The 24,524-nt window shown below is 56.7% G+C and carries 24 protein-coding genes; 9 read left to right on the top strand and 15 right to left on the bottom strand.

The features are described from left to right. Positions 1 to 156: 156 nt before the first annotated feature. The 7 genes from ACXWTF_RS05050 to ACXWTF_RS05020 all read left to right on the top strand — a co-directional run bounded on the left by ACXWTF_RS05050 (position 157) and on the right by ACXWTF_RS05020 (position 6,088). The gene (locus ACXWTF_RS05050; protein WP_461713916.1) at positions 157 to 2,097 is read left to right on the top strand and encodes a thioredoxin domain-containing protein; all 1,941 of its coding nucleotides are present in this window, start codon (positions 157 to 159) and stop codon (positions 2,095 to 2,097) included. Between the two features lie 154 nt (positions 2,098 to 2,251). After that, entirely contained in the window at positions 2,252 to 2,629 is a 378-nt protein-coding gene (locus ACXWTF_RS05045; RefSeq protein ID WP_461713915.1) for a cupin domain-containing protein, read from the top strand. Continuing rightward, positions 2,626 to 3,228 carry a LysE family translocator gene (locus ACXWTF_RS05040; RefSeq protein WP_461713914.1) on the top strand — a complete coding sequence of 201 codons (603 nt, stop codon included), beginning with the start codon at positions 2,626 to 2,628 and terminating at the stop codon, positions 3,226 to 3,228. Before ACXWTF_RS05045 ends, ACXWTF_RS05040 begins: the two co-directional genes overlap by 4 nt. 32 nt (positions 3,229 to 3,260) lie before the next feature. Beyond that, positions 3,261 to 3,785: a GNAT family N-acetyltransferase gene (locus tag ACXWTF_RS05035; RefSeq protein WP_461713913.1), complete on the top strand. Its 525-nt coding sequence runs from the start codon at positions 3,261 to 3,263 to the stop codon at positions 3,783 to 3,785. 256 nt (positions 3,786 to 4,041) lie between these two features. Then, entirely contained in the window at positions 4,042 to 4,995 is a 954-nt protein-coding gene (locus tag ACXWTF_RS05030; RefSeq protein ID WP_461713912.1) for a M23 family metallopeptidase, read from the top strand. Beyond that, complete coding sequence (locus tag ACXWTF_RS05025) at positions 4,992 to 5,321, top strand: bactofilin family protein (protein WP_461713911.1); 330 nt, start codon at positions 4,992 to 4,994, stop codon at positions 5,319 to 5,321. The genes ACXWTF_RS05030 and ACXWTF_RS05025 overlap by 4 nt, the downstream gene beginning before the upstream one ends. Before the next feature lie 20 nt (positions 5,322 to 5,341). Continuing rightward, positions 5,342 to 6,088 (top strand): DUF2238 domain-containing protein, encoded by a 747-nt coding sequence (locus tag ACXWTF_RS05020; protein WP_461713910.1) that lies wholly within the window; start codon positions 5,342 to 5,344, stop codon positions 6,086 to 6,088. Between the two features lie 14 nt (positions 6,089 to 6,102). Here ACXWTF_RS05020 and ACXWTF_RS05015 read toward each other — a convergent pair whose 3' ends face one another. After that, a complete protein-coding gene (locus ACXWTF_RS05015) occupies positions 6,103 to 6,564 on the bottom strand; it encodes a cupin domain-containing protein (RefSeq protein WP_461713909.1) in 462 nt (153 codons plus the stop codon). Between the two features lie 190 nt (positions 6,565 to 6,754). Here ACXWTF_RS05015 and ACXWTF_RS05010 point away from each other — a divergent pair, with 190 nt between their 5' ends. After that, on the top strand, positions 6,755 to 7,708 hold the full coding sequence (locus ACXWTF_RS05010) for an AraC family transcriptional regulator (RefSeq protein ID WP_461713908.1): 954 nt from the start codon (positions 6,755 to 6,757) through the stop codon (positions 7,706 to 7,708). Between the two features lie 2 nt (positions 7,709 to 7,710). On the opposite strand, the gene ACXWTF_RS05005 is transcribed toward ACXWTF_RS05010, so the two are convergent. The 7 genes from ACXWTF_RS05005 to pheS all read right to left on the bottom strand — a co-directional run bounded on the left by ACXWTF_RS05005 (position 7,711) and on the right by pheS (position 17,331). Then, a complete protein-coding gene (locus tag ACXWTF_RS05005; protein WP_461713907.1) occupies positions 7,711 to 8,403 on the bottom strand; it encodes a DUF2461 domain-containing protein in 693 nt (230 codons plus the stop codon). 21 nt (positions 8,404 to 8,424) lie between these two features. Then, positions 8,425 to 10,011 (bottom strand): phosphoglycerate dehydrogenase, encoded by a 1,587-nt coding sequence (serA, locus tag ACXWTF_RS05000; RefSeq protein WP_461713906.1) that lies wholly within the window; start codon positions 10,009 to 10,011, stop codon positions 8,425 to 8,427. Positions 10,012 to 10,113: 102 nt separating this feature from the next. Further along, positions 10,114 to 11,775, bottom strand: coding sequence for a 30S ribosomal protein S1 (locus ACXWTF_RS04995; protein WP_461713905.1), 1,662 nt, complete (start codon positions 11,773 to 11,775; stop codon positions 10,114 to 10,116). A gap of 127 nt (positions 11,776 to 11,902) precedes the next feature. Further along, positions 11,903 to 12,739 carry a 4-hydroxy-3-methylbut-2-enyl diphosphate reductase gene (locus ACXWTF_RS04990; RefSeq protein ID WP_461713904.1) on the bottom strand — a complete coding sequence of 279 codons (837 nt, stop codon included), beginning with the start codon at positions 12,737 to 12,739 and terminating at the stop codon, positions 11,903 to 11,905. Beyond that, positions 12,729 to 14,012 carry a 3-phosphoshikimate 1-carboxyvinyltransferase gene (gene aroA, locus ACXWTF_RS04985; RefSeq protein WP_461713903.1) on the bottom strand — a complete coding sequence of 428 codons (1,284 nt, stop codon included), beginning with the start codon at positions 14,010 to 14,012 and terminating at the stop codon, positions 12,729 to 12,731. Before aroA ends, ACXWTF_RS04990 begins: the two co-directional genes overlap by 11 nt. Beyond that, entirely contained in the window at positions 14,009 to 16,342 is a 2,334-nt protein-coding gene (pheT, locus tag ACXWTF_RS04980; protein WP_461713902.1) for a phenylalanine--tRNA ligase subunit beta, read from the bottom strand. Before pheT ends, aroA begins: the two co-directional genes overlap by 4 nt. Continuing rightward, a complete protein-coding gene (pheS, locus tag ACXWTF_RS04975; protein WP_461713901.1) occupies positions 16,339 to 17,331 on the bottom strand; it encodes a phenylalanine--tRNA ligase subunit alpha in 993 nt (330 codons plus the stop codon). The genes pheT and pheS overlap by 4 nt, the downstream gene beginning before the upstream one ends. A 305-nt stretch (positions 17,332 to 17,636) precedes the next feature. On the opposite strand from pheS, the gene ACXWTF_RS04970 reads away from it, so the two are divergent. After that, positions 17,637 to 17,993 carry a histidine triad nucleotide-binding protein gene (locus ACXWTF_RS04970; RefSeq protein ID WP_461713900.1) on the top strand — a complete coding sequence of 119 codons (357 nt, stop codon included), beginning with the start codon at positions 17,637 to 17,639 and terminating at the stop codon, positions 17,991 to 17,993. Positions 17,994 to 18,321: 328 nt separating this feature from the next. Here ACXWTF_RS04970 and ACXWTF_RS04965 read toward each other — a convergent pair whose 3' ends face one another. From ACXWTF_RS04965 to ACXWTF_RS04935, 7 genes are all read right to left on the bottom strand, one after another. Continuing rightward, a complete protein-coding gene (locus ACXWTF_RS04965) occupies positions 18,322 to 18,789 on the bottom strand; it encodes an OsmC family protein (RefSeq protein ID WP_231020868.1) in 468 nt (155 codons plus the stop codon). Continuing rightward, positions 18,786 to 20,174, bottom strand: a complete 1,389-nt coding sequence (argH, locus tag ACXWTF_RS04960) for an argininosuccinate lyase (RefSeq protein WP_461713899.1) — start codon at positions 20,172 to 20,174, stop codon at positions 18,786 to 18,788. Before argH ends, ACXWTF_RS04965 begins: the two co-directional genes overlap by 4 nt. 77 nt (positions 20,175 to 20,251) lie before the next feature. Further along, positions 20,252 to 20,587 carry a cytochrome C gene (locus tag ACXWTF_RS04955; RefSeq protein WP_416768817.1) on the bottom strand — a complete coding sequence of 112 codons (336 nt, stop codon included), beginning with the start codon at positions 20,585 to 20,587 and terminating at the stop codon, positions 20,252 to 20,254. A gap of 86 nt (positions 20,588 to 20,673) precedes the next feature. Continuing rightward, positions 20,674 to 21,612: a hydroxymethylbilane synthase gene (hemC, locus tag ACXWTF_RS04950; RefSeq protein ID WP_461713898.1), complete on the bottom strand. Its 939-nt coding sequence runs from the start codon at positions 21,610 to 21,612 to the stop codon at positions 20,674 to 20,676. Beyond that, positions 21,609 to 22,439, bottom strand: coding sequence for a DsbA family protein (locus tag ACXWTF_RS04945; protein WP_461713897.1), 831 nt, complete (start codon positions 22,437 to 22,439; stop codon positions 21,609 to 21,611). Before ACXWTF_RS04945 ends, hemC begins: the two co-directional genes overlap by 4 nt. Continuing rightward, complete coding sequence (locus tag ACXWTF_RS04940; RefSeq protein WP_461713896.1) at positions 22,402 to 22,821, bottom strand: FxsA family protein; 420 nt, start codon at positions 22,819 to 22,821, stop codon at positions 22,402 to 22,404. Before ACXWTF_RS04940 ends, ACXWTF_RS04945 begins: the two co-directional genes overlap by 38 nt. Continuing rightward, a complete protein-coding gene (locus tag ACXWTF_RS04935; protein WP_461713895.1) occupies positions 22,818 to 24,524 on the bottom strand; it encodes a proline--tRNA ligase in 1,707 nt (568 codons plus the stop codon). The genes ACXWTF_RS04940 and ACXWTF_RS04935 overlap by 4 nt, the downstream gene beginning before the upstream one ends.

The raw sequence follows: 24,524 nt of genomic DNA, 5'->3' as shown, positions 1-24,524 counted from the left end.
TTATGTTCTTACGCATAAAAGGCGCTTAAAAGCCCATTGGAGACCAAAAGAGCGAATCTTGCACTTCGAACGAAACTGAAGGACTGTCGCTGACCACGTAATACGCACGGCGCGAATGATAGACTAAAGTCCTTTTCCAACACAGATCGGAAACCCATGCCCAACAGACTCGAACTCGAAGACTCGCCCTATCTGCAGCAACACAAAGACAACCCCATAGAGTGGTACCCCTGGTGCAACGAAGCGTTCGAACGCGCCCGCACAGAGGAGCGCCCCATCTTTATCTCGGTCGGCTACAGCACCTGCCACTGGTGCCACGCCATGGAGCGCGATGTGTTCAGCAGTGAAAAGATCGCCGCGATCCTGAACAAACATTACATCTGCATCAAAGTTGACCGCGAAGAGCGCCCGGATATCGACAAATACTACCAGGAGGTCCACCACCTGCTGAACCGCAAACCGAGCGGATGGCCCACTTCCGTCTTCTGCACCCCGGACAACCGGCCCATCTTTGCCGGTACCTACATCACGCCGGACTCCCGCGGAGAGAAGATCGGTTTCACGGAGCTGACAGAACTGATTGCGGCCAAAGTGGCGCAAAAAGATAAAAGCCTGTTCAAAAGCGCCGACGAGATTCAGGCCTATCTGGACAAACCCGCCCCGCAGGCCATAGAGGTGAAACAGCTCAATGCCACCCTGATACAGCGCTTCGTCAAACAGGCGCTGCGCATTTTCGAGCCGAACAGCGGCGGCTTTTCGAATGATCTGAAATTTCCGCAGACCTACACCCTTAACGCGCTGCTGGACATCGTGCTGCTGCAAGACAATCCCTATGCCGAGAAGATGCTCACAAAGACCCTCTCTACGATGCACCGGGGCGGCATGTACGACCTCATCGACGGCGGCTTCTGCCGCTACAGTACCGATGTAGATTGGCTGGTACCCCGTTTTGAGAAGATGACCTTCGACAACGGGCTGCACTGCGAGCTCTACGCCCGTGCCGGACGTATGTTGAATGACGCGAGCTATACCCTAATAGCCATAGAGATCGCCGACTTTATGACCGGGAAAATGCAAGAAGACGGCCTCTTCTACTCCGCCAGCGATGCCGACACCGAAGGCGCACAGGGCATCTACTACACGTTTGAGTACGACACGGCCAAAACCGCACTGCTCGAACACGGTTTCAGCGCAGACGATACGGAAACGATCCTCACCACCCTGCATGTGACGCCGGAGGGCAACTTCATGGGCCGCAACATCGTCTGGCTCGAGTCGCCCGCTGACCGTCCGGAGTGGTTCAACGCTGTACGGAAAGTGTTCATCTCCCTGAGACAAGCGCGGGAATACCCCTTTATCGACAAAAAGGTGCAGACCTCGTGGAGCGCGATGATGATCCGCGGCCTCTTCGAGCTGGGGAAATCCGATCCCATCTACACACAGAAGGCCGTCGATGCGCTGGAGGCGCTTATGGATTTCGTGATGCCCCAGGGCGCGCTCTTTCACTCGGGGCTCATTCACAGCACCCCGAAGGTCGGCGCCTTTTTGGAAGATTACGCCTACCTCGGCACCGCGTTCATCAAAGCGTATGAAGCCACGTATGACAACGTCTGGCTCATGCAGGCGCAGCGGATGGCCGACTTCGCGCTGGAGGCGTTCTATGAGAACGGACGCTGGTATTTGAGTCGCGGGGATTTCACGACGGAGGCGGATCCGGCAGACGCGCTCTATCCCGGTTCCATCGGGGTGATCGTCGATCTGCTGCTGAGCCTCGGCATTCTCCGGGATGAGAGCTACCGGCAGTTCGCCTTCACAACCCTGCAGTTCTATTCCGCCAATCTGGCGAAAGCACCCATCAGCTACCCCCACCTCTTCAACCAGGCGATCCGCTACCGCTTCGAAGACTTGCTCGTCAAAGCCAGTGCCGACAAACTGGCAGACGCCGCACCTTCCCTGGCGGAGGTCACCTACCCCTACGTTCGCGTCAAAGCCACCCATAACAAAAACTACATGCTCTGCGGGACGCAGAGCTGTTTCGCACAGTTGAAAACGCCGGTGGAAATCGCCGACACCATACGGGAAAAATTTTCAGACTGACCTGCGTACGGAGATGCACCGCTCTATTCAAATGAATTGGCTAAGATACGTAAGCATGCTTGAAAATGATTTCCAACATGTTGCTGCCATCGTACAAATGACCCGCTGCGCTCCAATGTAACGAAGAGCAAAGCGTTGGTGCCAGGAGTTTCAAATGCCCATCGTTTCCGTTACAAACAGCGATCACTATACCTGGGGAGACAACTGTGACGGTTGGCACCTGGCGGCTTCGGCCAATCTCAGTGTCATCCGGGAACGCGTCCCGAAAGGGTCGTCGGAAACCCGCCACCTTCACAATAAAGCAGAGCAGTTCTTTTATGTCCTGTCCGGCACTGCGACCCTTGAAGTCTCGGATGAAATCTTTACTTTGCACCCCGGAGAAGGCTTCCACATCCCCGCAGGCACCCCACACACCCTGAGCAATGCACATGCACAGGATCTGGAGTTTTTGGTGGTCTCAACACCGCCGAGCCATGGGGACAGGATCGATGCCAAAAAGAGCAATCAGCACACTATGAAAGGAGAGCGATGAGCGTGTATGACCTTGCAGCTTTTTCGGCCGCCATGTTTGTGCTGGCCGTCACCCCCGGTCCCGGGGTCTTTATCACTGTTTCCAAAGCGCTGTCATCAGGCTTCAAAGCGTCGCTGCCCGTTATTGCGGGGATCATTGCCGGCGACCTGGTTTTCCTTTTGGCCGCCATCTACGGCCTTGCAGTTGTCGCGGAGACTTTCGCCGTGCTCTTTACCGTGATCAAGTACGCAGGTGCCGCCTATGTAATCTGGTTAGGGCTGCAGTTATGGCGCACGGCACCGGAAGCGGTCAGTGTCTCGGCATCAAAAAAGTACGGCTTCCTTAGCGGACTCTCCATCACGCTGGGCAATCCGAAAGTCATTCTTTTCTACCTCGGTTTTCTCCCCCTCTTTGTCGACCTCCGTACCTTAGAAACGTATGACGTCGTGCTCATCGCCGTTGCACTTGCCTCCATTCTCGGCTCCGTCATGCTGTTTTACGCCTGCTCCGCCTCCGGGGCAAGGGCCTTTTTCAAAAGTGAACGGTCGCAAAAACGTCTGAATAGGACTGCGGGAAGCGTCATGATCACCACGGGCACCCTACTGCTTGCGAAAGCCTGACGACCGACACGCCACAGCAAAGGAGCAACACCATGACCGCCACTTTCATCCGGGCTACCCCTGACAATACCCTCGACATCGCCGTCATGACCGGGGAACTGCTCCACGAGATCATGAACCGCATCAACGTCAAAGCCTTCCGTTTTCATCAGGAAGAGACGGAGGAGAGGGCAGCGGAGCTGTTGTCCCGTGGGGTTTATCATGTTTTTCTCGCCATGGACCCCGCAACCGGCAAAGCGATAGGGTTCGTGTCGCTCTATGAAAGCTATGCCCTCTACGCGGAGGGTGCCTACGGTACGATCCCGGAACTATATGTACGCCCCGCGTACCGTTCGATGGGAATAGGCAGAGAGTTGCTGCAGCAGGCAAAAGCGTTCGCCGCCTCCAGGGGGTGGAAACGGCTGGAGGTGACGACGCCTCCCCTGCCGGCATTTGACAGGACCCTGGCCTTCTATGAACACAACGCCTTTGAAATCTCCGGCGGCAAAAAACTGAAAAGCGATATCGTTATTGTCCAGAATGATGAGGGAGAGGAGAAAATAAAGTCACAACTTTAATTTATATTAAACATAAAACAACATGAAAGAAACGCTTTATAATTTCCTTAAGATTAGCAATGTACAATGGGCGCGATATTTAAAAATATTATATATTGCAACGAAGACCACATTGTACCATTTTTGCAGAAATAGGGACGTTTCAAATCAAGGTATAATGTCACATAAAAATTGTTTTAATTTTCAGTAATAGTTTAGATCTGAAATATAGAAGAGTAAGGACTGCTTCGGCAGTACCATTAGGAGACGCGCAAGGATGAATACACGCTTTACTGTCACGATTCATGACCTTGACGGCGTACGGCAGTACAGCCTGCACAATATCGTCAAGAAAGTCCTGCTCTACGCAGGTGCGGGCCTTGTCACGCTGATTGCCGCCGGGGTCGCCTTTATCGTTTTCCTCAACGTCTCGCTCAACGATATCGACGAGAAAAAGGCCCAGCTCGAAGCGCACAATGCCGAGCTGCTGACCTCCATCGCCACGGCGGAAAAAGAGCTCGCCGACAAACAGGCGGAACTTACCACGGTCTCCGACCGCCTCGACGGCATCGAGACCCTGATCGGGCTGGCCCCCGAGGCGGAAACGGACAGCAGCCTGCTTGAACGCGTCGAGATCGCCCAGATGACCTCGGTGCAGCGTGCGGCACTGCTGCAGCACATCCCCAACGGTTCGCCCGTGGAGTACCGCGGCATTACGAGCAAGTTCGGCTACCGCACCCACCCCACCCTGCACCGCAAAGAGTTCCACCCCGGCAGCGACCTCCGCGCCCCGATGAACACCCCTGTCCATGCCACGGCGGACGGCGTCATCGAGTATGCCGGGATGCACAGCAGCAGCGGTTACGGACGCCTGATCATCATCGATAATAACTACGGTTTCAAAACCTATTTTGGCCACCTCAACAAGATCAGCGTCAAATCCGGCCAGTATGTCAAAAAAGGCGATCTGATCGGCTACAGCGGCAATACGGGCTTGAGCAACGGCCCGCACCTGCATTACGAAGTGCGTTTCATCCAGCGCAAACTCAACCCTTACTGGTTTATCAAGTGGGACCTCGAACACTATGCCACCATTTTTGAAAAGGAGAAAAAAGTACCATGGCAATCTTTGGTAGCAACAATAACACGGAATCAAAACCTGCAAAAGCTCCCGTCACCAACACCAGTACCACCATCATCACAGCTGGCGCTTTACTCAAAGGCGAAATGACACTGGAGTGCGACGTCTTTTTTGACGGTCGCCTTGAGGGAACGATGCATTCAAAAGGGGTGATTACCGTCGGACAGAACGGCGTGATCGTCGGCGAGGTCAAAGCGCCGCACCTCATTGTACGCGGACGCATCGAAGGGACCGTCGACGTCGACCGTGTCGAGATCAAAGAGAACGGCTATGTCGGAGGCATCATCTCCTCCAAAGAGATGGTCATCGAATCCAAAGGGATCTTCGAAGGCGAAAGCCACCGCAAAACGACCGAAATCGCGGCCAAACCCGTTAAGGAAGCTGCCGCCGAAAAACCGGCTGAGAAGAAGAGCTGATCAGGGCGAAAGGAGCGTGAATGCCACGGGACAAGGAGTACGCTTACGCCCATAACCGCTACCTGCTTCTCCTCTCCGTGCTCTTTGCGCTGGAGTTCATCTTCCTGGCATTTACCCCCTTCGACCGGCACGACTGGATCCTGGAAAATGTCCTGGTTTTGCTGGCCGTGCTTTTTTTTGCCACGACCTACAACACCTTTCCCCTCTCGCGCATCTCGCTGACACTGGTCTTTCTTTTTCTCTACCTGCACGAAATCGGCGCCCACTACACCTATGCCGAAGTGCCCTATGAGGCGTGGGGGCAATCGCTCTTCGGCGTTTCGCTCAACGGCATGTTCGGCTGGGAACGCAACAATTTCGACCGCGTCGTCCATTTTCTCTACGGGCTGCTGCTCGCCTACCCGCTGCGAGAGTTCTTCCTGCGCGTCGTCGACGTCAAAGGGTTCTGGGGCTACTTTTTTCCCCTCCTGGTCACCATGGCCAGCTCCATGCTCTATGAACTGGTCGAATGGGGGGCGGCCGTCTACTTCGGCGGCGACCTCGGGATGGCCTACCTCGGCACCCAGGGCGACGTTTGGGATGCGCACAAGGATATGCTCTTCGCCACTATCGGCGCGCTTATAGCCATGGTCATCACCGCGGCTATCAACGCAACATTACAAAAAGATTTTGTCCGGGAGTGGGTCCACAGTTTCCGGGTAAAACACAGGCACCCGCTGGGCGAAAACGCCCTGATGCGCCTCTGGCGGCAGCGTCATAAAAAATAGCCGTCCTCTTTCTTTTATTCAGCGGGCTGCATGATCTCGAAAGCGTCAATCGGCTCGTTGAAGGCGATAAAGAGCACGCAGGGCTCCCCCTTTTCGCAGTAGGCGACATGCGGACGTTTCTCCGGTCCGAAAGCGTACATACCTGTTTCGATCAGTGCGGCTTTCTGGTTGTCGTATTGGACCGTCATATTGCCCGAGACGAGGATCATGCGCTCCGCTGACGTATGCCAGTGATGCGGGATCTTGTAGTCACCCGGGACTTTGAAAAACACATCGGTGCGGGGCTTGGCCGGATCGCCGTGTAAAACAGCGATCTTGCACGCTTCGCCGAGGAAAGCCGGGCAAGGCCCCCACACAAGCCGTGTGTCATCGTACTTATACGCCAAAGCAGGCTCTTCGGCCATCAGTCCCGAGCAAACTCCTGCAACGACGGGCACCATAACTGTTACTGCCAATTTACGGATCGGTATAAACATCGATAATCCTTTCTATTTTAGGCCGTTTGGGCCTTCAATGTGAATGTTCGCAGTACTACCCCACCATCTTAACAGCAGCGTCCTCCGTTGAAAAGAGCCAATGTTCGCTTAACTGTGCAATTGGTCGGATTATTTGATTTTTCTATAGTTGTTGCGTCACTATAATAGGCAAAAAGCGAAAGGTAAACCCATGGGGGCATCGCTTCCGCTCTATACGATTGAAGAGACGATCAATACCTACAAGTACCTTTTCAAACCCAACCCCACCTTCGGTATGGACTTTTACGCCGAAGGTTTCGAAGCGAAGGATGTCGTGTTGCTGCTTGACGACATCGCCCCGAGCCACGGCATCCCCCTGCGCTTTGATTACTACGCGCTTTTTCTCCGGCTCAGAGGGGAGACGATCCGCAGCGTCAACCATTTCGACTACACGATCCGGCCCCAGGCCCTGCAACTGGTCTGCCCCGGCTCCATCTACGCGTTCAGGGATATTTCGGACGAGTCAAAAACCTACGTACTGCTTTTCGACAAGGCTTTTATCGAAAAGGAGAACCTCTCCTCCGATGCCCTCGATCCGCTGTTTGCCTTCCACCGCCTGCACCAGAACGATGTCGTCCTCGATACGGCCACCTACGCCAAGGTCCTCGCGCTCTTCGAACAGCTTAGTTTCGAACTGCGCCAGAAAAAAGAGGATTTCAGGAGCATGGCCAAGATGCTCATCACCCAGCTGCTTTTCATCCTCAAACGTGAAAAGCAGAATGCGGGCCTGCCGCAGAATCTGACACGGGCCGAACAGCTCAGTGCGGAGTTTCTGGTGCTGATCGAGGAGCATTTCTGGAACAAGAAGAGTGTCAAAGCCTATGCAGAGATGCTGGATGTCACCCCGAAGCATCTCAGCGAAACCGTCAAAGCGACGCTGCACCGAAGCGCGCTCTCCTATATCCACCTGCGTATCATCAAGGAGATCCAGTACCTGCTCTGTTTCGGCAATATGTCGATCAAGCAGATCGCCTACGCCCTCAACTTCGAGAGCCCCTCACAGCTGGGGCGATTTTTCAAAAACCATGAAGGGATCTGTCCGAAAGAGTACCGTCTGCGCAACCGGATTGACTACCCCTCCCTCGTCCCGGGAAAGCGCCGCTGACGTCACCCCTGTTCCTGGGCATAGAGCGTCATCTCGTAGACCCACTGCTGCAGCGGCAGCATCGCCTCGTAGTGGGCATAGAGCGTGTCAATGAGGTTTTCAGACGTTATCAGCGCGGCATCGTTCTCCGTATAGGCATACATGCAGTTGTACAGCGCCAGCTCCGCCAGCGGCATCGACGCGTCATAACCGGCCGGAAGGCGCTTGTAGCGCTTCTCAGGCAGCCTGAAGCCCTGCCGCGTCAGTTTATCGAGAATTGCCTGCAGCTCTCTGCGCCGCGCTTCGGACTTCAGATAGGAGCGGTAAGCGGAAAGCATAGCGGGTTTGAAGCGGCGCAGTCCCACGGCGACAAGCAGCGTACTCGGGTCGAAATGGAGGTAGAAGGCACTGCTCTGCATCCGTTTGCCCCCTCCCTGCCAGAAGACGATGCCGATATGGTCCTTCAGCGGCGGTTCGTCAAAGTGGAAACGCTGGTCACGGTAGATGCGGAAGAGCGACCCGTTGACTTTCGGGACGGCGTTGATCGTCGGCACGAGGGCCATGAGGTGTTCGCCCATCTCCTCGACAAAAGCGCGGCTGGGTTCGAGTACAAGCTCATGGTAAAGCATCTTGTTGGCGTCAAACCACGCTTTGGAGTTGTTGGCCTGGAGTTCGGTCAGAAAAGGGAGGGTTCCTGCGGGAAAGTGCGAGAACACCGGAGGGCTCCGATGATCGCTTTAGAGGCGGACGGTATCGACGCTGATGCACTCTTCGAGCGCGGAGAGCTCTGAAAGTGCGGCGTCTTTGACCGGGGTGTCGGTGATGATCACGGCCAGGGCTTCGCCGCTGCCGTTGCGTCCGAGGCGGAAGTCGCCGATATTGACGCCGTTGCGCGCCAGCAGCGAACCGACTTTTCCGATAACGCCCGGGACGTCGGTGTTTTTGAAGAGAGTGAAGTTCCCCTTCGGCTCAACGTCAAGGTCGAATCCGTTGACCTCGACGATGCGCTGTACCCCCTCTTCGAAGATGGTCGCGTCGATGTCGACGACGCGCTTGTCCGTCGTCAGTTTGACGGAAATGAGGTTCTTGTACGCGCTGCTGGCGAGTTCCGCAGAGGTTTCGACCTTGATCCCCTTCTGCTCCGCGATGAAAGAGGCGTTGACGTAGTTGATGGTATCGCCCGTCTTGTCCGCCAGTGCGCCTACCGTCACGAAAGTGCTCAGCGAGTCGAGGTACTCGGCGATATCGCCCTGCGCACTCACCTTGATGGAGACGATCGGTGCGCGGTTGAGCTCGCTTGCCATAAAGCCGATCTTCTGACCGAGTTCCAGGAACGGTTTGACGAATGCCGGGATCTTTGTCTCATCAATCGGCAGGTTGAAGGCGTTCGGGAAGGCGATGCCCTTGGCGGCTTCGATCGCCTGCTGGGCCGCCTGCGTCCCGATGTTGTACTGGGACTCGAAGGTATTTGCACCCAGGTGCGGGGAGACGACGATGTTGTCCAGGTCGAGCAGCGGGTGGTCGGTTGCCGGCTCTTTTTTGAAGACGTCGATACCCGCGAAACGGATCTTTCCGGATTTCAGGCCGTCATAGAGGGCTTCTTCGTTGTAGAGGCCGCCGCGGGCACAGTTAACGAGGACGACACCGTCTTTCATCTTCGCGATCTCTTCGGCACCGATGATATCGATCGTCTCAGAGTTCTTCGGAGTGTGGATCGTGATGATGTCGCAACTGAGGATCTCGTCGAAGCTGTCCGTGTATTTGACGCCGAGGTCTGTTGCTTTGGAGGCCGGGATGTACGGGTCGTAGGCAACGACGTCCATCTCGAAGGCCTTACAGCGAACCCCCACGCGGCTTCCGATGTTACCGAAACCGATGATCCCGAGCTTCTTGCCTTTGAGCTCGTAGCCGTACCACTTCTCGCGCTTCCAGATGCGCTGGTTTTTAAGATGGTCGTGGGAGTACGGGAACATACGCATACAAGAGAGCATATGGGCCATGGTCAGCTCAACGGCGGCGATCGTGTTGGCCGTCGGGACGTTCATGACGATGATCCCCTCTTTGGAGCAGCCGTCGATATCGACATTGTCGACCCCGACACCGGCACGGACGATCGCTTTCATCTGCTTGGCGGCACCGATGAACTTGTCATCCACGTCGGTAGAGGAGCGTGTGATCGCGACGTCGGCATCGGCGATGACATCGAGCAGCGCCGTTTTGTCGATATCGGCAGCAAAGACGTAATCGATCTGCGGATCGTTCTGAAGCATCTCGAGCCCGGCTTCATGAATATGGTCACATACGACTACTTTATATTTTTCCATCTTAAAATCCTAAAGTGAAATTGAAAATGTTATCAACAAGTACCTGCCTCGCAGGGCATTGCTGATAAATTTGGGAAGCCCCTCCGCCGGTGCGGAAAGGGGTTATTTTTTGAGTTGGTCTTTGATCAGGTCGCCGAGGCTGTTGGAACCGTCCTCTTCGTTGAGCTTGTCGAGGATTTTCTGATCGTGCAGTCTGTCGAGTTTACGGACAGAGAGGCGGATACGGTCGCGCTTGGCGTCGATCGCAACGATCGCCGCTTCGATCTCCTGCCCTTTTTCGAGCTCTTCCGCTTTGAGCGGCTCGAGGTCTTCGTTGCGGATCAGCGCATCGACACCGTCGCTGAGGGAGACGAAGACACCGAAGTCTTTGACGTCACGGACGCTGCCCTTGACGATATCGTTGACACGGTGGGAAGCCGCGAATTTCTCGACCGGGCTCTCTTCGAGCATCTTGCGGTTGAGGGAGATCTTCTGGTCGTCACGGTTGATCTTCGCGATCTTGACTTCGACTTCGTCACCGGACTTGAAGAGGTCTTTGGCTTTGACGCCTTTTTCCCATGTCGTATCCTGGTTGTGCAGGAGCCCTTCGACACCGGCGATCTTGACGAATGCACCGAAGTCCGTCAGGGAGGTAACGGTACCGGTGACGACATCGCCCTCTTTGAATTTCTTCGCAAACTCGTCGAAAGGTTTCGGCAGGAGACGCTTGAGGGAGACACGCAGCTTGTGCTTCTCCGGATCAACGTCGATCACTTCGACGTCGATGTCGTCGCCGACAGTGAGGTAGTCTTTCGGGTTCTTGATGTTTTTGTCCCAGGTGATCTCGGAGATATGGAGGAAACCTTCGATATCGTTCCCAAGGTCGACGAACGCACCGTACGGCTCGATGTTGCTGACCGTAACCGTGATCGTATCGCCCGCTTCGAGTTCGTCCTCGATCTCTTTCCACGGATCCGGCTGGACCGCTTTGATGGAGAGGGAGAGGTGGCGCTTGTCTTTGTCGTAAGCGATCGCTTTGACATTGACCTTGTCACCTTCACTGTAGAGCTTGGACGGGTTGACCGGGCCTTTGTAGCTGATCTCGTTGTAGTGGACCAGGCCGTCGACACCGCCGACGTCTACAAACATACCGTAGCTGGTGATCTTCTTGATGACACCTTCGACGATCGTACCCTCTTCCATGAGCTGGTCGATGATCTCTTTCTTGCGCTTGCGCTCTTCGTTGAAGAGTTTGCGGCGGGAGACGACGATGGAGTTGTCTTCCGGATCGAGTTTGATGACCTGCGCCTTGACCTTGCGGCCGATGACGTTGTCGCTCTCTTTGAACGCCGCCAGTGAACGCGGCATGAAGAAGCTGACGCCGTCCGCTTCGATGACGTAACCGCCGCGGTTTTTCTTGGTCACAGTTCCTTCGATAACGACATCTTCGAAATCCTCTTTGTGCGCTTCGACGAATTCCATCGTTTTTTGCTGCTCAAGGACCTTGCGGTAGGAGATCTTCGGACGCTCGTTGTAGTGTCCCGTGACCATGACCGTGATCTTGTCACCGACGTTGAAAAGCAGATTGCCCGCTTCATCCCTGATCTCATCAAGATTGATGATACCTTCCAGTTTTTCTCCAACTCCGACGAGCGCGCGATTATCGTCTTCCTGGATTGCGACAACTTCACCTTCGGTGATGCGATTGGATTCTTGCTCCTGGAAAGAAGCCTCCAGCATCTCGGCGAAATTTTCCTCTTCAAATGCTTCGTTATCGAAAGCCATACCTGTACCCTTATTACGTAATAAAATCTCGTGAGTATAGCGAAAGAAAGCTTTTATGAAGCAGAAAGATTACAGCAGGGCGGATTTTTTACGCTAAGCAGCCCCTTCCGGAAACGTGCCGGAAGTCTCAGGCGCTCTTTTGACCGGTTTTGATCCGCGCGATCACCTGTTCGATGATCCAATCCGGGGTGGAGGCACCGGCACTGATGCCGCAATATGCCTTGCCGTTGAACCAGGCGTCGTCGATGTCGTCCGGTCCTTCGATATGGTAGCTGTCGGGACAGTACGCTTGGGCGATACTGTGCAGCTGCTTCGTGTTCGAGGAGTTTTTCCCGCCGATGATGATCATGACATCGGCCCGTTTTGAGAGGTCGCGCACCGCGTCCTGGTTCTCGAAGGTCGCGTTGCAGATCGTGTTGAAGACCCTTACTTCTTTATAGCGCGGGATCAGGTGGTTGACGATCTTGAGGAACTCTTCGACCTTCCGTGTCGTCTGCGCAACGACGGCGATCTTCTCTTTGAAGCGGATCTTTTCGAGCTCCTCGACGCTCATAACGACGTAGGCGCCCTCCTTGGCGTAGCTTTTGACCCCGCGGATCTCCGGGTGCTCTTCATCGCCGAAGATGACGATGTCGTACCCCTGTTCGCTCATCTCCTCGCAGATCTGCTGCGGTTTGGTCACATAGGGGCAGGTGGCGTCGACAACGTTGACATCCCGTGCATAGAGCGTCTCCAGCTCCTGTTTCGGGATGCCGTGGGTCCGGATGACCGCCGTGTCGCCCGCTTTGAAATCATCCAGGTTCTCCGTCAGCGCGACCTGGAAATCCTTCTTCAGACGGTCGATCTCCTTCGCGTTATGGATCAAGGGCCCGTAGGTGGCCGACTTTCGGTTCTCCTCGGCGATCTTGATCGCCCGTTTGACGCCGAAACAGAAGCCGTAGTTCTCTGCCAGTTCAATCTTCATGATGCACTTCCCCGATCGTACCGATCAGCTCGAAAAAATTCGGGAAGGAGGTCATGATACACTCCGTATCTGTCACTTCCATCCCGCAGCGCAGGCCGGCGATGATGAAACTCATCGCGATGCGGTGATCGCCGAAACTGTCAACGCTAGCACCCTGCAGGACCCCGCCCGTGACCCGGTAACCGTCTTCGAACTCTTCACAGACGATACCGCACTTTTGCAGGTTCGTCATCACCGTCGTGATGCGGTCGCTCTCTTTGACCCGGAGCTCTTCGGCATTTCTGACCTCGCTGGTCCCCTCCGCCGTCGCCATCGCGATCGCCAGCGCCGGCAGTTCGTCGATCAGCCAGGCGATGTTCTCCTCGACGACGATCGCCTTGAGCGGGCGGTAATGCACCTCGATCGTGCCGATGGGTTCATACCGCTCGTCGATCACCTCGTAGCGGATATCCGCCCCCATGCGTTCAAGCGCCTTGAAGGCCTCGATACGGGTCGGGTTGAGCGTCACGCCCTCGATGACGGCACTGCTGCCGGGGGTGATCGCCGCGGCCACGGCAAAGAAGAAGGCGCTGGAGGGGTCGGCGGGCACCCGGATGTCGAGGGGCTGCAGCCGACCGTTCAGCGGCTGTATTTCCGTACGGAGGTTTTCCGTTTTGATCGCGGCCCCCATCCCGCTGAGCATCCGCTCCGTATGGTCACGGCTCAGCTCGGGCTCTTCGAAATAGCAGGGGCCGTCGGCCCGGAGCGCCGCGAGGATCATCGCACTTTTGACCTGCGCCGAGGCGACGGGACTTGTATAGTCGAAGGCCTTCAACGATCCGCCGCGCACGCTCAGCGGTGCCAGGTCGCCGTTATTGCGGCCGTCAAGCATCGCCCCGATACTGCGCAGCGGTGCCGTCACCCGTTTCATCGGGCGGCGGCGGAGGTATTCATCCCCGCTCAACACGAAGTGCCCTTCCGCCGAGGCGAGCAGCCCGCAGAAAAGCCGCATCCCTGTACCGGAGTTGCCGCAATCCAGGACGTCATCGGGCTCTTTGATACCGCGGGAGACGATGGTGATGACGTCGCCGTCATCCACCACTTCAGCGCCCAGGGCTTCCACAATGCGCAGGGTGTTCATCGTATCCTCGCCGCGCAGGAAGTTGCGGATGACGCTTTGGCCTTCGGCCAGGGTCGCGAACATCGCGCTGCGGTGCGAGATCGATTTGTCCGCGGCGATCCTGTCGCTGCGGAAAGCGAATGTCCCGGCCGGCGCGATACGGACCCGGCTCATCGCAGTGCCACTCCGAGATCGTTCTGCAGGGCTGCGAGCACCCCTTCCATCGCCGCCGTAATCTCCTCCTCTTCGAGGGTCTTCTCCTGCGACTGGAGGACAAAGCGCAGCGTCAGGCTCATCTGTTCGCCCAGGCTCTCGTCCGTATAGCGGTCGACGGGGTAGAAACGGACGATCTCGCCGCTGCGGCTCCCTTCGATGACTTCGGCTACCTTCGCGTAGGCCATTGCCTGCGGCATCAGGATACTGAGGTCACGGTGCGACGCCTGGTACTTGGAGTACGGTTTTGCCTCGACCCGTTCAAAGGCGAGCGCGTCAAAGGCACCTTCGAACATCACGGTGCGCGGCAGGTCCATCTCCGCCTGCAGCGTCGGGTGCAGGGTAAATATCTCGCCGATCTTCACCCCGTTCTGGTAGACGGCCGCCGCCTGGTAGGGGTGGGCCAGCTTGTGGGTCGGGGTGATCGGCTCCAGGGTGAAATCCCCCAGGACATCCGCTGCCAGTTTGGAGAAAGACTCGAAACCGATGCTCTCCGGCTTGCCGCTGTTATCGAGGGTGTCCTCACTCAGGGCACCGGCAAAGAGCAGTGCCATCTTGACCGATTCGCGGCGCTGGACGTCAAAGACCGAACCGATCTCGAAGAGCGGGATGCGTTTGCGGCCGTTTTTGGCGTTGCTGCTGGCGGCATTGAGCAGCCCCACGAGCAGTGTCGGACGCAGGGTGTCCAGAGTCCCGGCGATCGGGTTGAGCAGGGAGAGCTCCTTGGCCACGCTTGGCACCCCGAGGGCGTCAAGCTGTTCGCGCTCGTTGAAGACGAAGTGGACACTCTCGTAAAAGCCGCTCTGCGCCGCGCGCTGGCGGTAGGTCTGCTTTTTGCGGAAGACAAAATAGTCGTCATCGATGCGGTCCGCTTCGGCCAGGACAAAGGGTTTCGCCGGGATATTGTCGATGCCGACGATCCGGACGATCTCTTCGATCAGGTCCTGGCGGTTGACGATGTCGTGGCGGAAACGCGGCACGCTGACGACGATCTGCTCTTCGCTCGATTTGGAGATATCAAAGCCGAGGTTTTTGAGGATGTTCGCCACCCGGCTCTTGTCGATTTCCGTCCCGACAATGCTGCTGACGTAATCCATGTCGATGCTGATATTCTTCGGTTCGAAGACTTCGGCGTGCTCCAGCGTGCCGCCGTAGATCTTGCCCTCGCCCTTGGCCTCGATGCAGCTGAACAGGAAATCGCTGCCAAGCGAGAGTTCCGGCTCGCTGCCGCGCGAAGTGCGGTAGTAGAGCGGCCCGCTTTGCAGTTTCGTCTCCGCCATCTTCTGCGAAATGACGTCCGGCGCAATATAACTCGCCTCGATAACGATGACGCCGCGGACGTCCTGCAGCCGGGAAGCGTCTTCCTGGCGGATGCCGATGATCGACGCGCACTCCTTCCCGTAAACGGCAGTCAGCCCATGCGCCTCACGCTTGATGACGACCTCGGCAAGCTTCTCATCGTCCCCGCGGAAGAAGTCGACGGGATAGGCACGGAGGATCACCCCGGTACTGTGCATCGCGTACTCAAGGCACCCTTCGACGGCATTACTGCGGCTCTCGTCGATCATGGCCAGGCGCAGTGTCATCAGCAGGGAGTCATCGAAGAACTCGACCGAGACGGCATGGTAGCGGACACTGCCGGCGACATCGCCCTCGACGTCAAGCTTCAGCAGGCGCCCGATGCCCAGGCGGTTCTCATCCTCGCGGCTTGCCGTCCGCGGCTTCAGGCTCTTGTCCAGCGCGGCGCAGAGGTCGCGGGCGACCCCGCGGATGCTCAGACAGTCCCCGCGGTTCGCCGTCAGTTCGATCTCGATCAGGTCATCGTTGAGCAGCGGATATTCGCCGAGCGGTTTCCCGAGCTCCAGGGTGCCGATGCTCTCGTCAAGGACAAGGATACCGTCGTTCAGTTTCGGCAGCCCCAGTTCGGTCGCAGAACAGATCATCCCCGCGGAATCGACGCCGCGGAGCTTGACCGGTTTGATCTCCAGCCCGCCGGGCATCACCGCACCGACGACGGCAACAGGCACGTACTGCCCCGCCGCAACGTTGGGAGCACCGCAGACGATCTGGCGCGTTTCACCGCCCAGGTCGACCTGGCAGACGTTAAGCTTGTCGGCATCGGGATGTTTCTCGCACGCGGCGACCCTGCCCACGACGATCTTCTCCGGCATGCGGTAGGACTCTACCCGGTCGACTTCCAGGCCGATGGCGTTGAAGGTCTTGGCCAGCTGCTCCGTCGTAATATCGGAGAGGTCGATCCATTCGTTAAGCCAGTGGCGTGTGACAATCATTTGAACTGCTCCAGTAGTCTGATATCGCCCTCAAACAGCGAGCGCAGATCCCCGATACGGTGGATCAGCATCGCGAAACGCTCCACGCCGAGGCCGAAGGCGTAGCCGCTGACGTTCTCATAGCCGACCGCCTTGAAAACGTTGGGGTCGACGATCCCGCAGCCCAGGACTTCCAGCCATCCGGTCTTGGAACAGACGCGGCAGCCGTCACCGCCGCAGAAGATGCAGCTGATATCGACTTCCGCGGAGGGTTCCGTGAAGGGGAAGAAGCTCGGGCGGAAACGGACGTCAACGTCACCGAACATGTACTTGAGGAAGTCCTCGAGGATGAACTTCAGGTTCGCGAAGGAGACCTTGCCCTCTTCATCGACAAGCAGTCCCTCGACCTGGTGGAACATCGGGGTGTGCGTCAGGTCGTAGTCGCGGCGGAAGACGGCGCCCGGCGCGATCATACGGATCGGCGGCTTCTCCTGCTTCATCGTGCGGATCTGTACCGGGGAGGTATGGGTACGCAGCAGCAGCTCGTCTTTGAAATAGAAGGTATCCTGCATATCACGGGCCGGGTGGTACTTGGGCAGGTTCAGCGCCTCGAAGTTGTGAAAATCATCTTCCACCATCGGGCCGGTCTTGACCGAGAAGTTCATCGCGACGAAGTACTCGACAATACGGTCCATCGTCTGCATCACCGGGTGCAGCGCCCCGCGTTCGCTTCCGCGGCCGAACAGGGTCACGTCGATCGCTTCCGCTTTCATCCCCGCCTCGAGCGCTTCGAGGGCCAGGATCTCCTTGCGGACGTTAAAGGCCTCGGTCAGCTTCGCCTTATGCTCGTTGAGCTCTTTGGCAAACGCCCCCTTCTCCTCGTTGGGAACGGACTTCATCTTCGCGAACTCTGCCGCGAGTACCCCTTTTTTCCCAAACACCGCAATACGGATCTCTTCAAGTTTGTCGACACTCTGTGCCGACGCAATGGCGTCATACCACTCTTGCAACCCTGGCTCCTTCCCGGGGACGTCTCCCCCATGTATCTTGCGCGTATTGTATCCAAAGAGATTTAAAGGGCAGTATCATTGATGAATTACACTGCAGGAGCAAAGCCCCTGCAGCTACGCTAACGCTTAGTTCGCGTTGTCCTCGCGCTATGCCCTGCGAAATTCCGCTTCGCTACATCATCAGCGGGCGCTCTGGAAGAAGTGCTCTTCTTTAAAATCAATACCGAAACCCCTCCGATTCAAAGCAGGTTAGCCTCAAAGGCTTCTATGCTACAATCACAAAAACGCTCTTTCAAGGAACATTCATGTGTCTTTTCTGCAAAATCGCCAACAATGAATTGAGTGCCAACACGGTGCACGAAAATGACGATTTTATCGCCTTTCACGACATTAACCCCAAGGCCCCCGTTCATGTACTCGCCATCCCCAAAACCCATGTCGACAGTTTCAACGAGGTAACGCCGGAGATGATGGCAGGTATGACTGTGTTTATCCAGGAAGTGGTTGAGAAGGTCGATATCAAAGAGAGCGGATACCGCGTGATCACCAATATCGGGGAGAACGGCGGCCAGGAGGTCAAGCATCTCCATTTCCACATCCTCGGCGGCGCGAGACTCCGCTGGGGCCACTTCGCAGACGCGGACCCGAAAGACTTTCTATAAACCTTACGCCGCAGGAGCCTAGCTCCTGCGACTACGTTAACACTGGGTTTGTCCTCGCATAGCTGCGAAATTCCGCTCTGCTACATCTTCAGCAGAGAGCTCACGCGCAGATGCACTGCGCTTTTACCTCTCCCCATAAAAAATATTACAAAAAATTTCGGCTTGGAACGTCCACGTAATAGTGAAGATGAAGTGCGTGTGAGTGTATTACATGCGGCAGCCGCTTTTCACTTTCTTCTTTCCGGTTCGGTTTCTTCTTTGTGCAAGCAAAGAAGAAAGGGAACAAAGGACCTAAAAAAGGGTTTGCGGCGTATTGAAGAGTTTCAGCTTAGCTGGGGCAGGCTTCGATTTCACCGAAGTCGATATTGCCGCCCTGCCCGCTGATGATCTCCTCGTTCTCACGCAGAACGTTGCCGTTGTGCGTCACGGAGTAGGTGATCTTCGTCGTATCGCGTACCGTGTTGATCGTCGAGCAGTAGGTCTCGATGCTGCCCATGACCCAGCGCAGCGCCGTCATATCGTCTGCATCGGAGTCGAAGCGGTAGTCGAGGTGCAGGGTGTTGAACTTGCACGGCGGTGTTTCGTTGCGCACAACCTCGCCGTCGACACTGAGGTTGGTGACCGTCTTGCCCTGCTTTTTCGGAATGGCAATGAGGTCGCTCGTCGTACAGGCGACGAGGCCGGAGAGGAAATATTCGATCGGTGAAATGACCGGGCAGTCAATGACAAAGCTCTGTCCGCGGTCCGTTTTCGCTTCGAAACGCATCTCGTCCAGGTGGGAAATCGTTACTTTCATAAATCAAGCTCCTTCAGGTAGTTTTCGAAGTGCACGATCTGTTCGAGCGTACGCACCGTCGCCGTCCCGCCGGAGGAGGTACGGGCGTTCATGGAGTGTGCCAGCTGCAGGTGCGGGATCACATCTTCGCCGATACGCTCGTCGATCGCCTTGAGCTCGCTATAAGCGATCTCGCTCAGGTCGATTCCGAGCGCTTCGGCCCGGGCGACGGCCTTGCCCGTAATGAAGTGGGCCTCGCGGAACGGTACCCCGCAGCGCTCGACGAGGTAGTCGGCCAGGTCGGTGGCGCTCAGGTGCCCCTTCTTCGATGCAGCCAGCATGTTCTCGGGCTTGACGGTCATCGTCTTGAGCGCTTCGTTCAGGATCTCGAGGGAGATGTGCGCTGTCGCGACAGCGTCGAAAACCCCTTCCTTGTCTTCCTGGGTATCCTTGTTGTAGGCGAGCGGCAGCCCCTTCATCACCGTGAGCAGCCCCATCAGCGCGCCGTAGACGCGGCCCGTTTTGCCCCGCAGCAGTTCCGGGACATCCGGATTCTTCTTCTGCGGCATGATGGAGGAGCCCGTCGAATACTCATCGGAGAGCTCAACAAAGCCGAACTCGTAGCTCGACCAGAGGATCAGCTCTTCGCTGAGGCGGGAGACGTGCATCATCATCGTCGAGATGTTAAAGAGGATCTCCAGGGCAAAATCCCGGTCGCTGACCGTATCGAGGCAGTTTACACTGACACTGTCGAAGCCGAGCTCATGCGCGGTATAGCTGCGGTCGATATTGTGCGGCGTTCCGGCCAGGGCGGCGCAGCCCAGCGGAGAGACGTTGTTGCGCTCGCGGCTGGAGAGGAGACGGTCGATGTCACGTTTGAACATGCTTGCGTATGCCAGCAGGTGGAAACCGAAGTTGATCGGCTGGGCATGCTGCAGGTGTGTCATGCCCGGCAGCAGCGTCTCCGTGTGCTTTCCGGCAATGTCAACGAGGGTTTGCAGCAGGGTTTTGAGCTGTCCGGCGATCTCGAGGTCCTTACGCAGGACGTAACGGCGGAAATCGACGGCGACCTGGTCATTACGGCTGCGGGCCGTATGCAGTTTTTTGCCGGCGTCGCCGATGAGCGCGGTAAGACGCTTTTCGATCGCCATGTGCAGGTCTTCATCACTGATATTCCACTCAAAACTGCCTGCTTCGATCTCTTCGCGGACCTGTGCCAGTCCCCCGCGGATCGCCTCAAGCTCATCTTCACTCAGGATACCGCGGCTCTGCAGCATAGCGGCATGGGCAAGCGAACCCTCAATATCCTCCCGATACAGTTCGCGGTCGAACATGATCGAAGCGTTGAACTGGTCTAGAAGTGACGAGGCGGAGGCGCTGAAACGGCCGGACCACATTTTTTCCATAGGTCTGTCTCCAAAATAAAATAACGGTATTTTAGCGAATAGGGTTTAAAGTGCAGAAAGGCCCGGAGGCCGGAGGGTCAGTTACAGGCAGGAACGTTACCGCTATCCTTGGCGTATTCGACCATGAAATCTTTGAGGTGCTTCGAATTCTTCTGGTACTTCTTGCTTTTGAAGTATTTCCAGGACTTCTTCGCTTTGTCGTTATTGAGGTGAATTTCAGCCAGGCCTTCGCCATGGTTCTTCATCATCTTTTTCCATGTTCTGCGTTTGTAGGTAAAGGCGATATCCTGGCCGTCGTCATGACAGGCTTTACACTGTTTATGAAACTCGCGCTGACCTTTGTACACGGCAGCTTCACTGACAACACCCGTCATCAGTGCCGTAATAAGAACAGAGAAAACGACCTTCTTCATTCGCATCCTTTATCCAAGGGAGGTGTCACACAAGAATACATTATATATTATTATGCGAGCCTTAACTGTGACAATTTTGTTATAAACTATTTAAATGCCATTTCCTCGGCCCTGGCGAGCAGTTCACGCGCACCCTGCTCGATAAATGTTTCCGCCATCTTCCGGCCGAGATTGCCGACGCCATCCTTCGGCACTTCAACCGATTCTGCAAGCACTTCCGTCCCGTCGGGGAGCCCGACGATCGCCTGCGTCAGTACCTGGCCGTTCTCGAGTACGGTGGCATTGACACCGATAGGAACCTGGCAACCTCCCTGCAGCGTATCGACGAACTCGCGTTCGATCGTCGTTTCGATACGGGTATTCGTATCTTCGAGTCCCCGTGCGATTTCAAGGACTTCCGGATCATCGACCGCTTCAATTCCGAGCGCGCCCTGTCCCATGGCTGGTACCATATCGCCCAGTGCGATCGGGTAGACGTACTCGACACTGTCGAGCAGTCCCAGGCGGTTGATCCCGGCAGAGGCGAGGATAATAGCATCATACTCGCCCTCTTTGAGCTTGCGGATGCGGGTATCGACGTTCCCGCGGAGGTCCTTGATGGTCAGGTCCGGGCGCAGGGTGAGGATCTGCATACGGCGGCGCAGCGACGATGTCCCGACAACCGCCCCCTCCGGCAGGGCCTCGATATTCGCATACTTTTCGCTCAGCATCGCGTCGCGGTCGTCTTCGCGCTCGGTAATCGCTGCCAGCACGAGGCCGTCGGGCATCTGTGTCGGTACGTCTTTGAGCGAGTGGACCGCCAGCTGGGCTTCACCCTTCAGCATCGTCTCTTCGATCTCTTTAAGGAAGAGCCCCTTTCCGCCGATCTTTGCCAGCGGCACGTCGAGGATCTTGTCGCCGCTCGTTACGACGATTTTAAGCGACACTTCCAGCCCGGGGTTCTGCTCTTCGAGAACGGCCTTGATATGTTCGGACTGCCAGAGTGCCAGCTTGCTTCCGCGGGTTGCGATGACGAGTTTCTTCATTTAACGTTGACTCCCTTGTAACGGTTTTTGGTTGCATCTTTTTCACCGTCGAAATAGACCGTCGGCGTGCCGCTGACCATCAGCGCTTCGATGATGGCATCATCCGATGCCACCTGGGCGTTGACCGCCGCGCTGTGCAGATCGCTGATTTTCAGGTTCGTGTTGACGGCTTTGTTGAAGGCATCGAGGACCTTCTGTTCATCCTTTTCGCGGGTGATCGTCGTCGGCACCTTGTAGAGCGAGAGCATGATGTCCTTGCGCCCCTGGAGTTCCGCCGCAACCGCCGCGCGGGTCAGCGTCGGCGCCGCAGGGTGCAGGCGTTCCAGCGGGAAGTGGTAGTAGTAGACGGCAAAGGTTTCCGGGTACTGTTTCATGTACTCCACCGCCTTGGGAACGTAACTCCGGCAGAAAGGACAGAGCGGATCGGAGAAGATCGCAACCTTGTGCTTCGCGTTCGCGTTGCCGTAAATGAGGTTCGCTTTTTTGTAGAAATCGGATTTGAACTGCGGTGCCGCCGCATCACGGAGGCTCTTGCCCGTTTTCAGGTCCGTCAGTTCCCCGGTGATCACTTTGTCGTTGGCGAAGTAGATAACGCGCTGTTTTATCTCTCGTTCACTCTTACCCTGCTTCACCTTTGCGTCGAGCGATACGATGAAACTGTCCCACCCTTTCATACCTTCAAGCGGCTGCCGTTCGACGACCTTGACCGTCAATGACGTAATAGCAGGGTTCTTGGAAAGGTTGTTTTTGAGGAAGGTTTCGACTTCGCCGTTCGTTGCGCCAAAAAGGCTAGCGCTTATCAGCATCGTCGCTGACAATTTCGACATCAATGACATGGTCATCCTTTTGAGTGTTGTGAGTTGATGAATCGTGCCTGGATTGTGACACAAATCGGTTAACCAACATCTTCGAGACAACACTGAACTGCAGCAGGATGCCGAAGATATCCGTCAGGAAACCGGGGGCGATCAGCAGAAAAGCGCCCAGAATGGTAAAGAGGTTGAGCTGCTGAAACTCGAAGGGGTCGATCCGCGCCTGGTTCAGCGCGTTGATGTTCTCCGCCAGCGTCCCCCGGAAGTTCGCCAGGATCACGATGCCCACCAGGGCGCTCGCGATCAGCTCGACGAAGGTCCATACCCCGCCGATCGTCGAGGCGATCTTGACGGAAACGAGCACTTCCAGGAAAAGGTAGAGGAGAAAGTAGATCATCCGATCCACTCCATAATACGCGCGAGCGCTTCATCGGACGGGACATCGGTTTTCGTATCTTCGGCGCGGTCAAAGAACTGCACGATGCCGTTGGCGAGCTCCTTGCCGATAATGACGGTGAGCGGGTAACCGACCAGTTCCGCATCTTTCGCCTTGAACCCGAAACGCTCCTTGCGGTCGTCCATGATAACGTCGACGCCTGCCGCCTGCAATGCCTCGTAAAGGCGCTCGGCCAGGGCCGTCTGCGCCTCGTCTTTGATGTTCGAGATCATCAGGTTCACCAGGTAGGGTGCCGTCGTTTTCGTCCAGACGCACCCCTTCTCGTCATGATGCTGTTCGATCACCGCGGCGATAAGGCGGCTCACACCCATGCCGTAGGTACCCATCACGAAAGGTTCCGCCTTGCCGTTCTCATTGAGGAACTGCGCCCCCAGCGGTGCGGAGTAGACGGTACCGAGTTTGAAAATGTGCCCGACCTCGATCCCTTTCGTATAGGAGAGCTTTCCGTCACAGACCGGGCAGCCGTCGCCCTCTTTGACCTCATACAGCGCGGCGTACTGCGCCTCTTCCGGAAGCACCGAAAGATCGACGCCGACATAGTGGTAGTCCGCTTCGTTGGCCCCGCAGATCATATTCGCCGCCCCTTTGACGTCCGCATCGAAGATGGTGCGCACGCTGTTGAGGTCCAGCGGCCCGATGAACCCCGGAACGAGTCCAAGCGCCGAGAGCTCCTCTTCGTTGACATCGACAAGGTCCAGCGCACCGCAGGCATTGACCGCTTTGACCTCCTGCAGGTCGTCGCAGCCGCGCAGAAAGAAGACGACGACCTCATCCCTCTCTTCGTAGATCGCACGCTTGGCCACGGCCTTGAGCGTGTAATAGGGGTCAACATGGAAAAAGCCGCCGAGCTCCTCGATGCTCTTGACGCCCGGCGTCGCGAACTTGTTGAAATCCGCCTCCGGTGCTTCGGGGATTGCCGCGCGCTCCGAACGTCTGGCCGCCTCGATGTTCGCACCGTATTCACAGCGGTCGCAGACGGCCAGGGTGTCTTCACCGCTGTCGGCGAGGACCATCAGCTCCTTTGAACCGGAACCGCCGATTGCGCCGCTGTCGGCCTCGACAATGCGGAAATCAAGCCCCAGACGCTCCAGAACGCGCTTGTAGGCCGCTTCCATCGCCTCGAACTCGCGGTCGAGGTCCTCGTAGGAGGTGTGGAAGCTGTAGCCGTCTTTCATCACGAACTCGCGGGCCCGCATCAGGCCGAAGCGCGGACGCGCCTCGTCGCGGAACTTCGTCTTGATCTGATAGAGGTTCAGCGGCAGCTGCTTGTAGCTGTTGACGCGGTTGCGCACGAGGTTGACCATCATCTCCTCGTGGGTCGGTCCCAGGACAAAGAGGTTCTCTTTGCGGTCACGGAAACGCAGCAGTTCCTTGCCGAACTTCTCGATCCGGCCGCTCTCTTCCCACAGCTCCGCCGGGGTGACGAAACTGAGATCGACCTCCTGCGCACCGGCACGTGCCATCTCCTCATTGATGATCGCCTCGATCTTTTTCAGCACCCGCTTGCCCAAAGGCATCAGGTTGTACAGCCCGCTGGCGACCTGGGCGATAAACCCGGCCCGGGTCAGATAGATGTGGCTCGGGAGCGCCGCATCTTTGGGCGCCTCCTTCTCCGTCGGGATAAAAGCCTGGGACATACGCAT

The sequence above is a fragment of the Thiomicrolovo sp. ZZH C-3 genome (assembly GCF_054862725.1).
The sequence above is the reverse complement of the archived record's forward strand: the minus strand, read 5'-3'. Positions and strand labels throughout refer to the sequence as shown.

What these genes read in the sequence shown, in the direction of transcription:
- ACXWTF_RS05025 (WP_461713911.1), top strand. Translation starts at nt 4,992, where the DNA reads ATGACACTGGAGTGCGACGTCTTTTTTGACGGTCGCCTTGAGGGAACG.
- ACXWTF_RS05015 (WP_461713909.1), bottom strand. Translation starts at nt 6,564, where the DNA reads ATGTTTATACCGATCCGTAAATTGGCAGTAACAGTTATGGTGCCCGTC.
- ACXWTF_RS04990 (WP_461713904.1), bottom strand. Translation starts at nt 12,739, where the DNA reads ATGAAGATTGAACTGGCAGAGAACTACGGCTTCTGTTTCGGCGTCAAA.
- ACXWTF_RS05045 (WP_461713915.1), top strand. Translation starts at nt 2,252, where the DNA reads ATGCCCATCGTTTCCGTTACAAACAGCGATCACTATACCTGGGGAGAC.
- argH (WP_461713899.1), bottom strand. Translation starts at nt 20,174, where the DNA reads ATGGAAAAAATGTGGTCCGGCCGTTTCAGCGCCTCCGCCTCGTCACTT.
- hemC (WP_461713898.1), bottom strand. Translation starts at nt 21,612, where the DNA reads ATGAAGAAACTCGTCATCGCAACCCGCGGAAGCAAGCTGGCACTCTGG.
- ACXWTF_RS05035 (WP_461713913.1), top strand. Translation starts at nt 3,261, where the DNA reads ATGACCGCCACTTTCATCCGGGCTACCCCTGACAATACCCTCGACATC.
- ACXWTF_RS04940 (WP_461713896.1), bottom strand. Translation starts at nt 22,821, where the DNA reads ATGATCTACTTTCTCCTCTACCTTTTCCTGGAAGTGCTCGTTTCCGTC.
- ACXWTF_RS05010 (WP_461713908.1), top strand. Translation starts at nt 6,755, where the DNA reads ATGGGGGCATCGCTTCCGCTCTATACGATTGAAGAGACGATCAATACC.
- ACXWTF_RS05050 (WP_461713916.1), top strand. Translation starts at nt 157, where the DNA reads ATGCCCAACAGACTCGAACTCGAAGACTCGCCCTATCTGCAGCAACAC.
- ACXWTF_RS04935 (WP_461713895.1), bottom strand. Translation starts at nt 24,524, where the DNA reads ATGCGTATGTCCCAGGCTTTTATCCCGACGGAGAAGGAGGCGCCCAAA.
- ACXWTF_RS05020 (WP_461713910.1), top strand. Translation starts at nt 5,342, where the DNA reads ATGCCACGGGACAAGGAGTACGCTTACGCCCATAACCGCTACCTGCTT.
- ACXWTF_RS05030 (WP_461713912.1), top strand. Translation starts at nt 4,042, where the DNA reads ATGAATACACGCTTTACTGTCACGATTCATGACCTTGACGGCGTACGG.
- ACXWTF_RS04970 (WP_461713900.1), top strand. Translation starts at nt 17,637, where the DNA reads ATGTGTCTTTTCTGCAAAATCGCCAACAATGAATTGAGTGCCAACACG.
- ACXWTF_RS05040 (WP_461713914.1), top strand. Translation starts at nt 2,626, where the DNA reads ATGAGCGTGTATGACCTTGCAGCTTTTTCGGCCGCCATGTTTGTGCTG.
- pheT (WP_461713902.1), bottom strand. Translation starts at nt 16,342, where the DNA reads ATGATTGTCACACGCCACTGGCTTAACGAATGGATCGACCTCTCCGAT.
- ACXWTF_RS04955 (WP_416768817.1), bottom strand. Translation starts at nt 20,587, where the DNA reads ATGAAGAAGGTCGTTTTCTCTGTTCTTATTACGGCACTGATGACGGGT.
- serA (WP_461713906.1), bottom strand. Translation starts at nt 10,011, where the DNA reads ATGGAAAAATATAAAGTAGTCGTATGTGACCATATTCATGAAGCCGGG.
- ACXWTF_RS04995 (WP_461713905.1), bottom strand. Translation starts at nt 11,775, where the DNA reads ATGGCTTTCGATAACGAAGCATTTGAAGAGGAAAATTTCGCCGAGATG.
- ACXWTF_RS04945 (WP_461713897.1), bottom strand. Translation starts at nt 22,439, where the DNA reads ATGTCGAAATTGTCAGCGACGATGCTGATAAGCGCTAGCCTTTTTGGC.
- ACXWTF_RS04965 (WP_231020868.1), bottom strand. Translation starts at nt 18,789, where the DNA reads ATGAAAGTAACGATTTCCCACCTGGACGAGATGCGTTTCGAAGCGAAA.
- aroA (WP_461713903.1), bottom strand. Translation starts at nt 14,012, where the DNA reads ATGAGCCGGGTCCGTATCGCGCCGGCCGGGACATTCGCTTTCCGCAGC.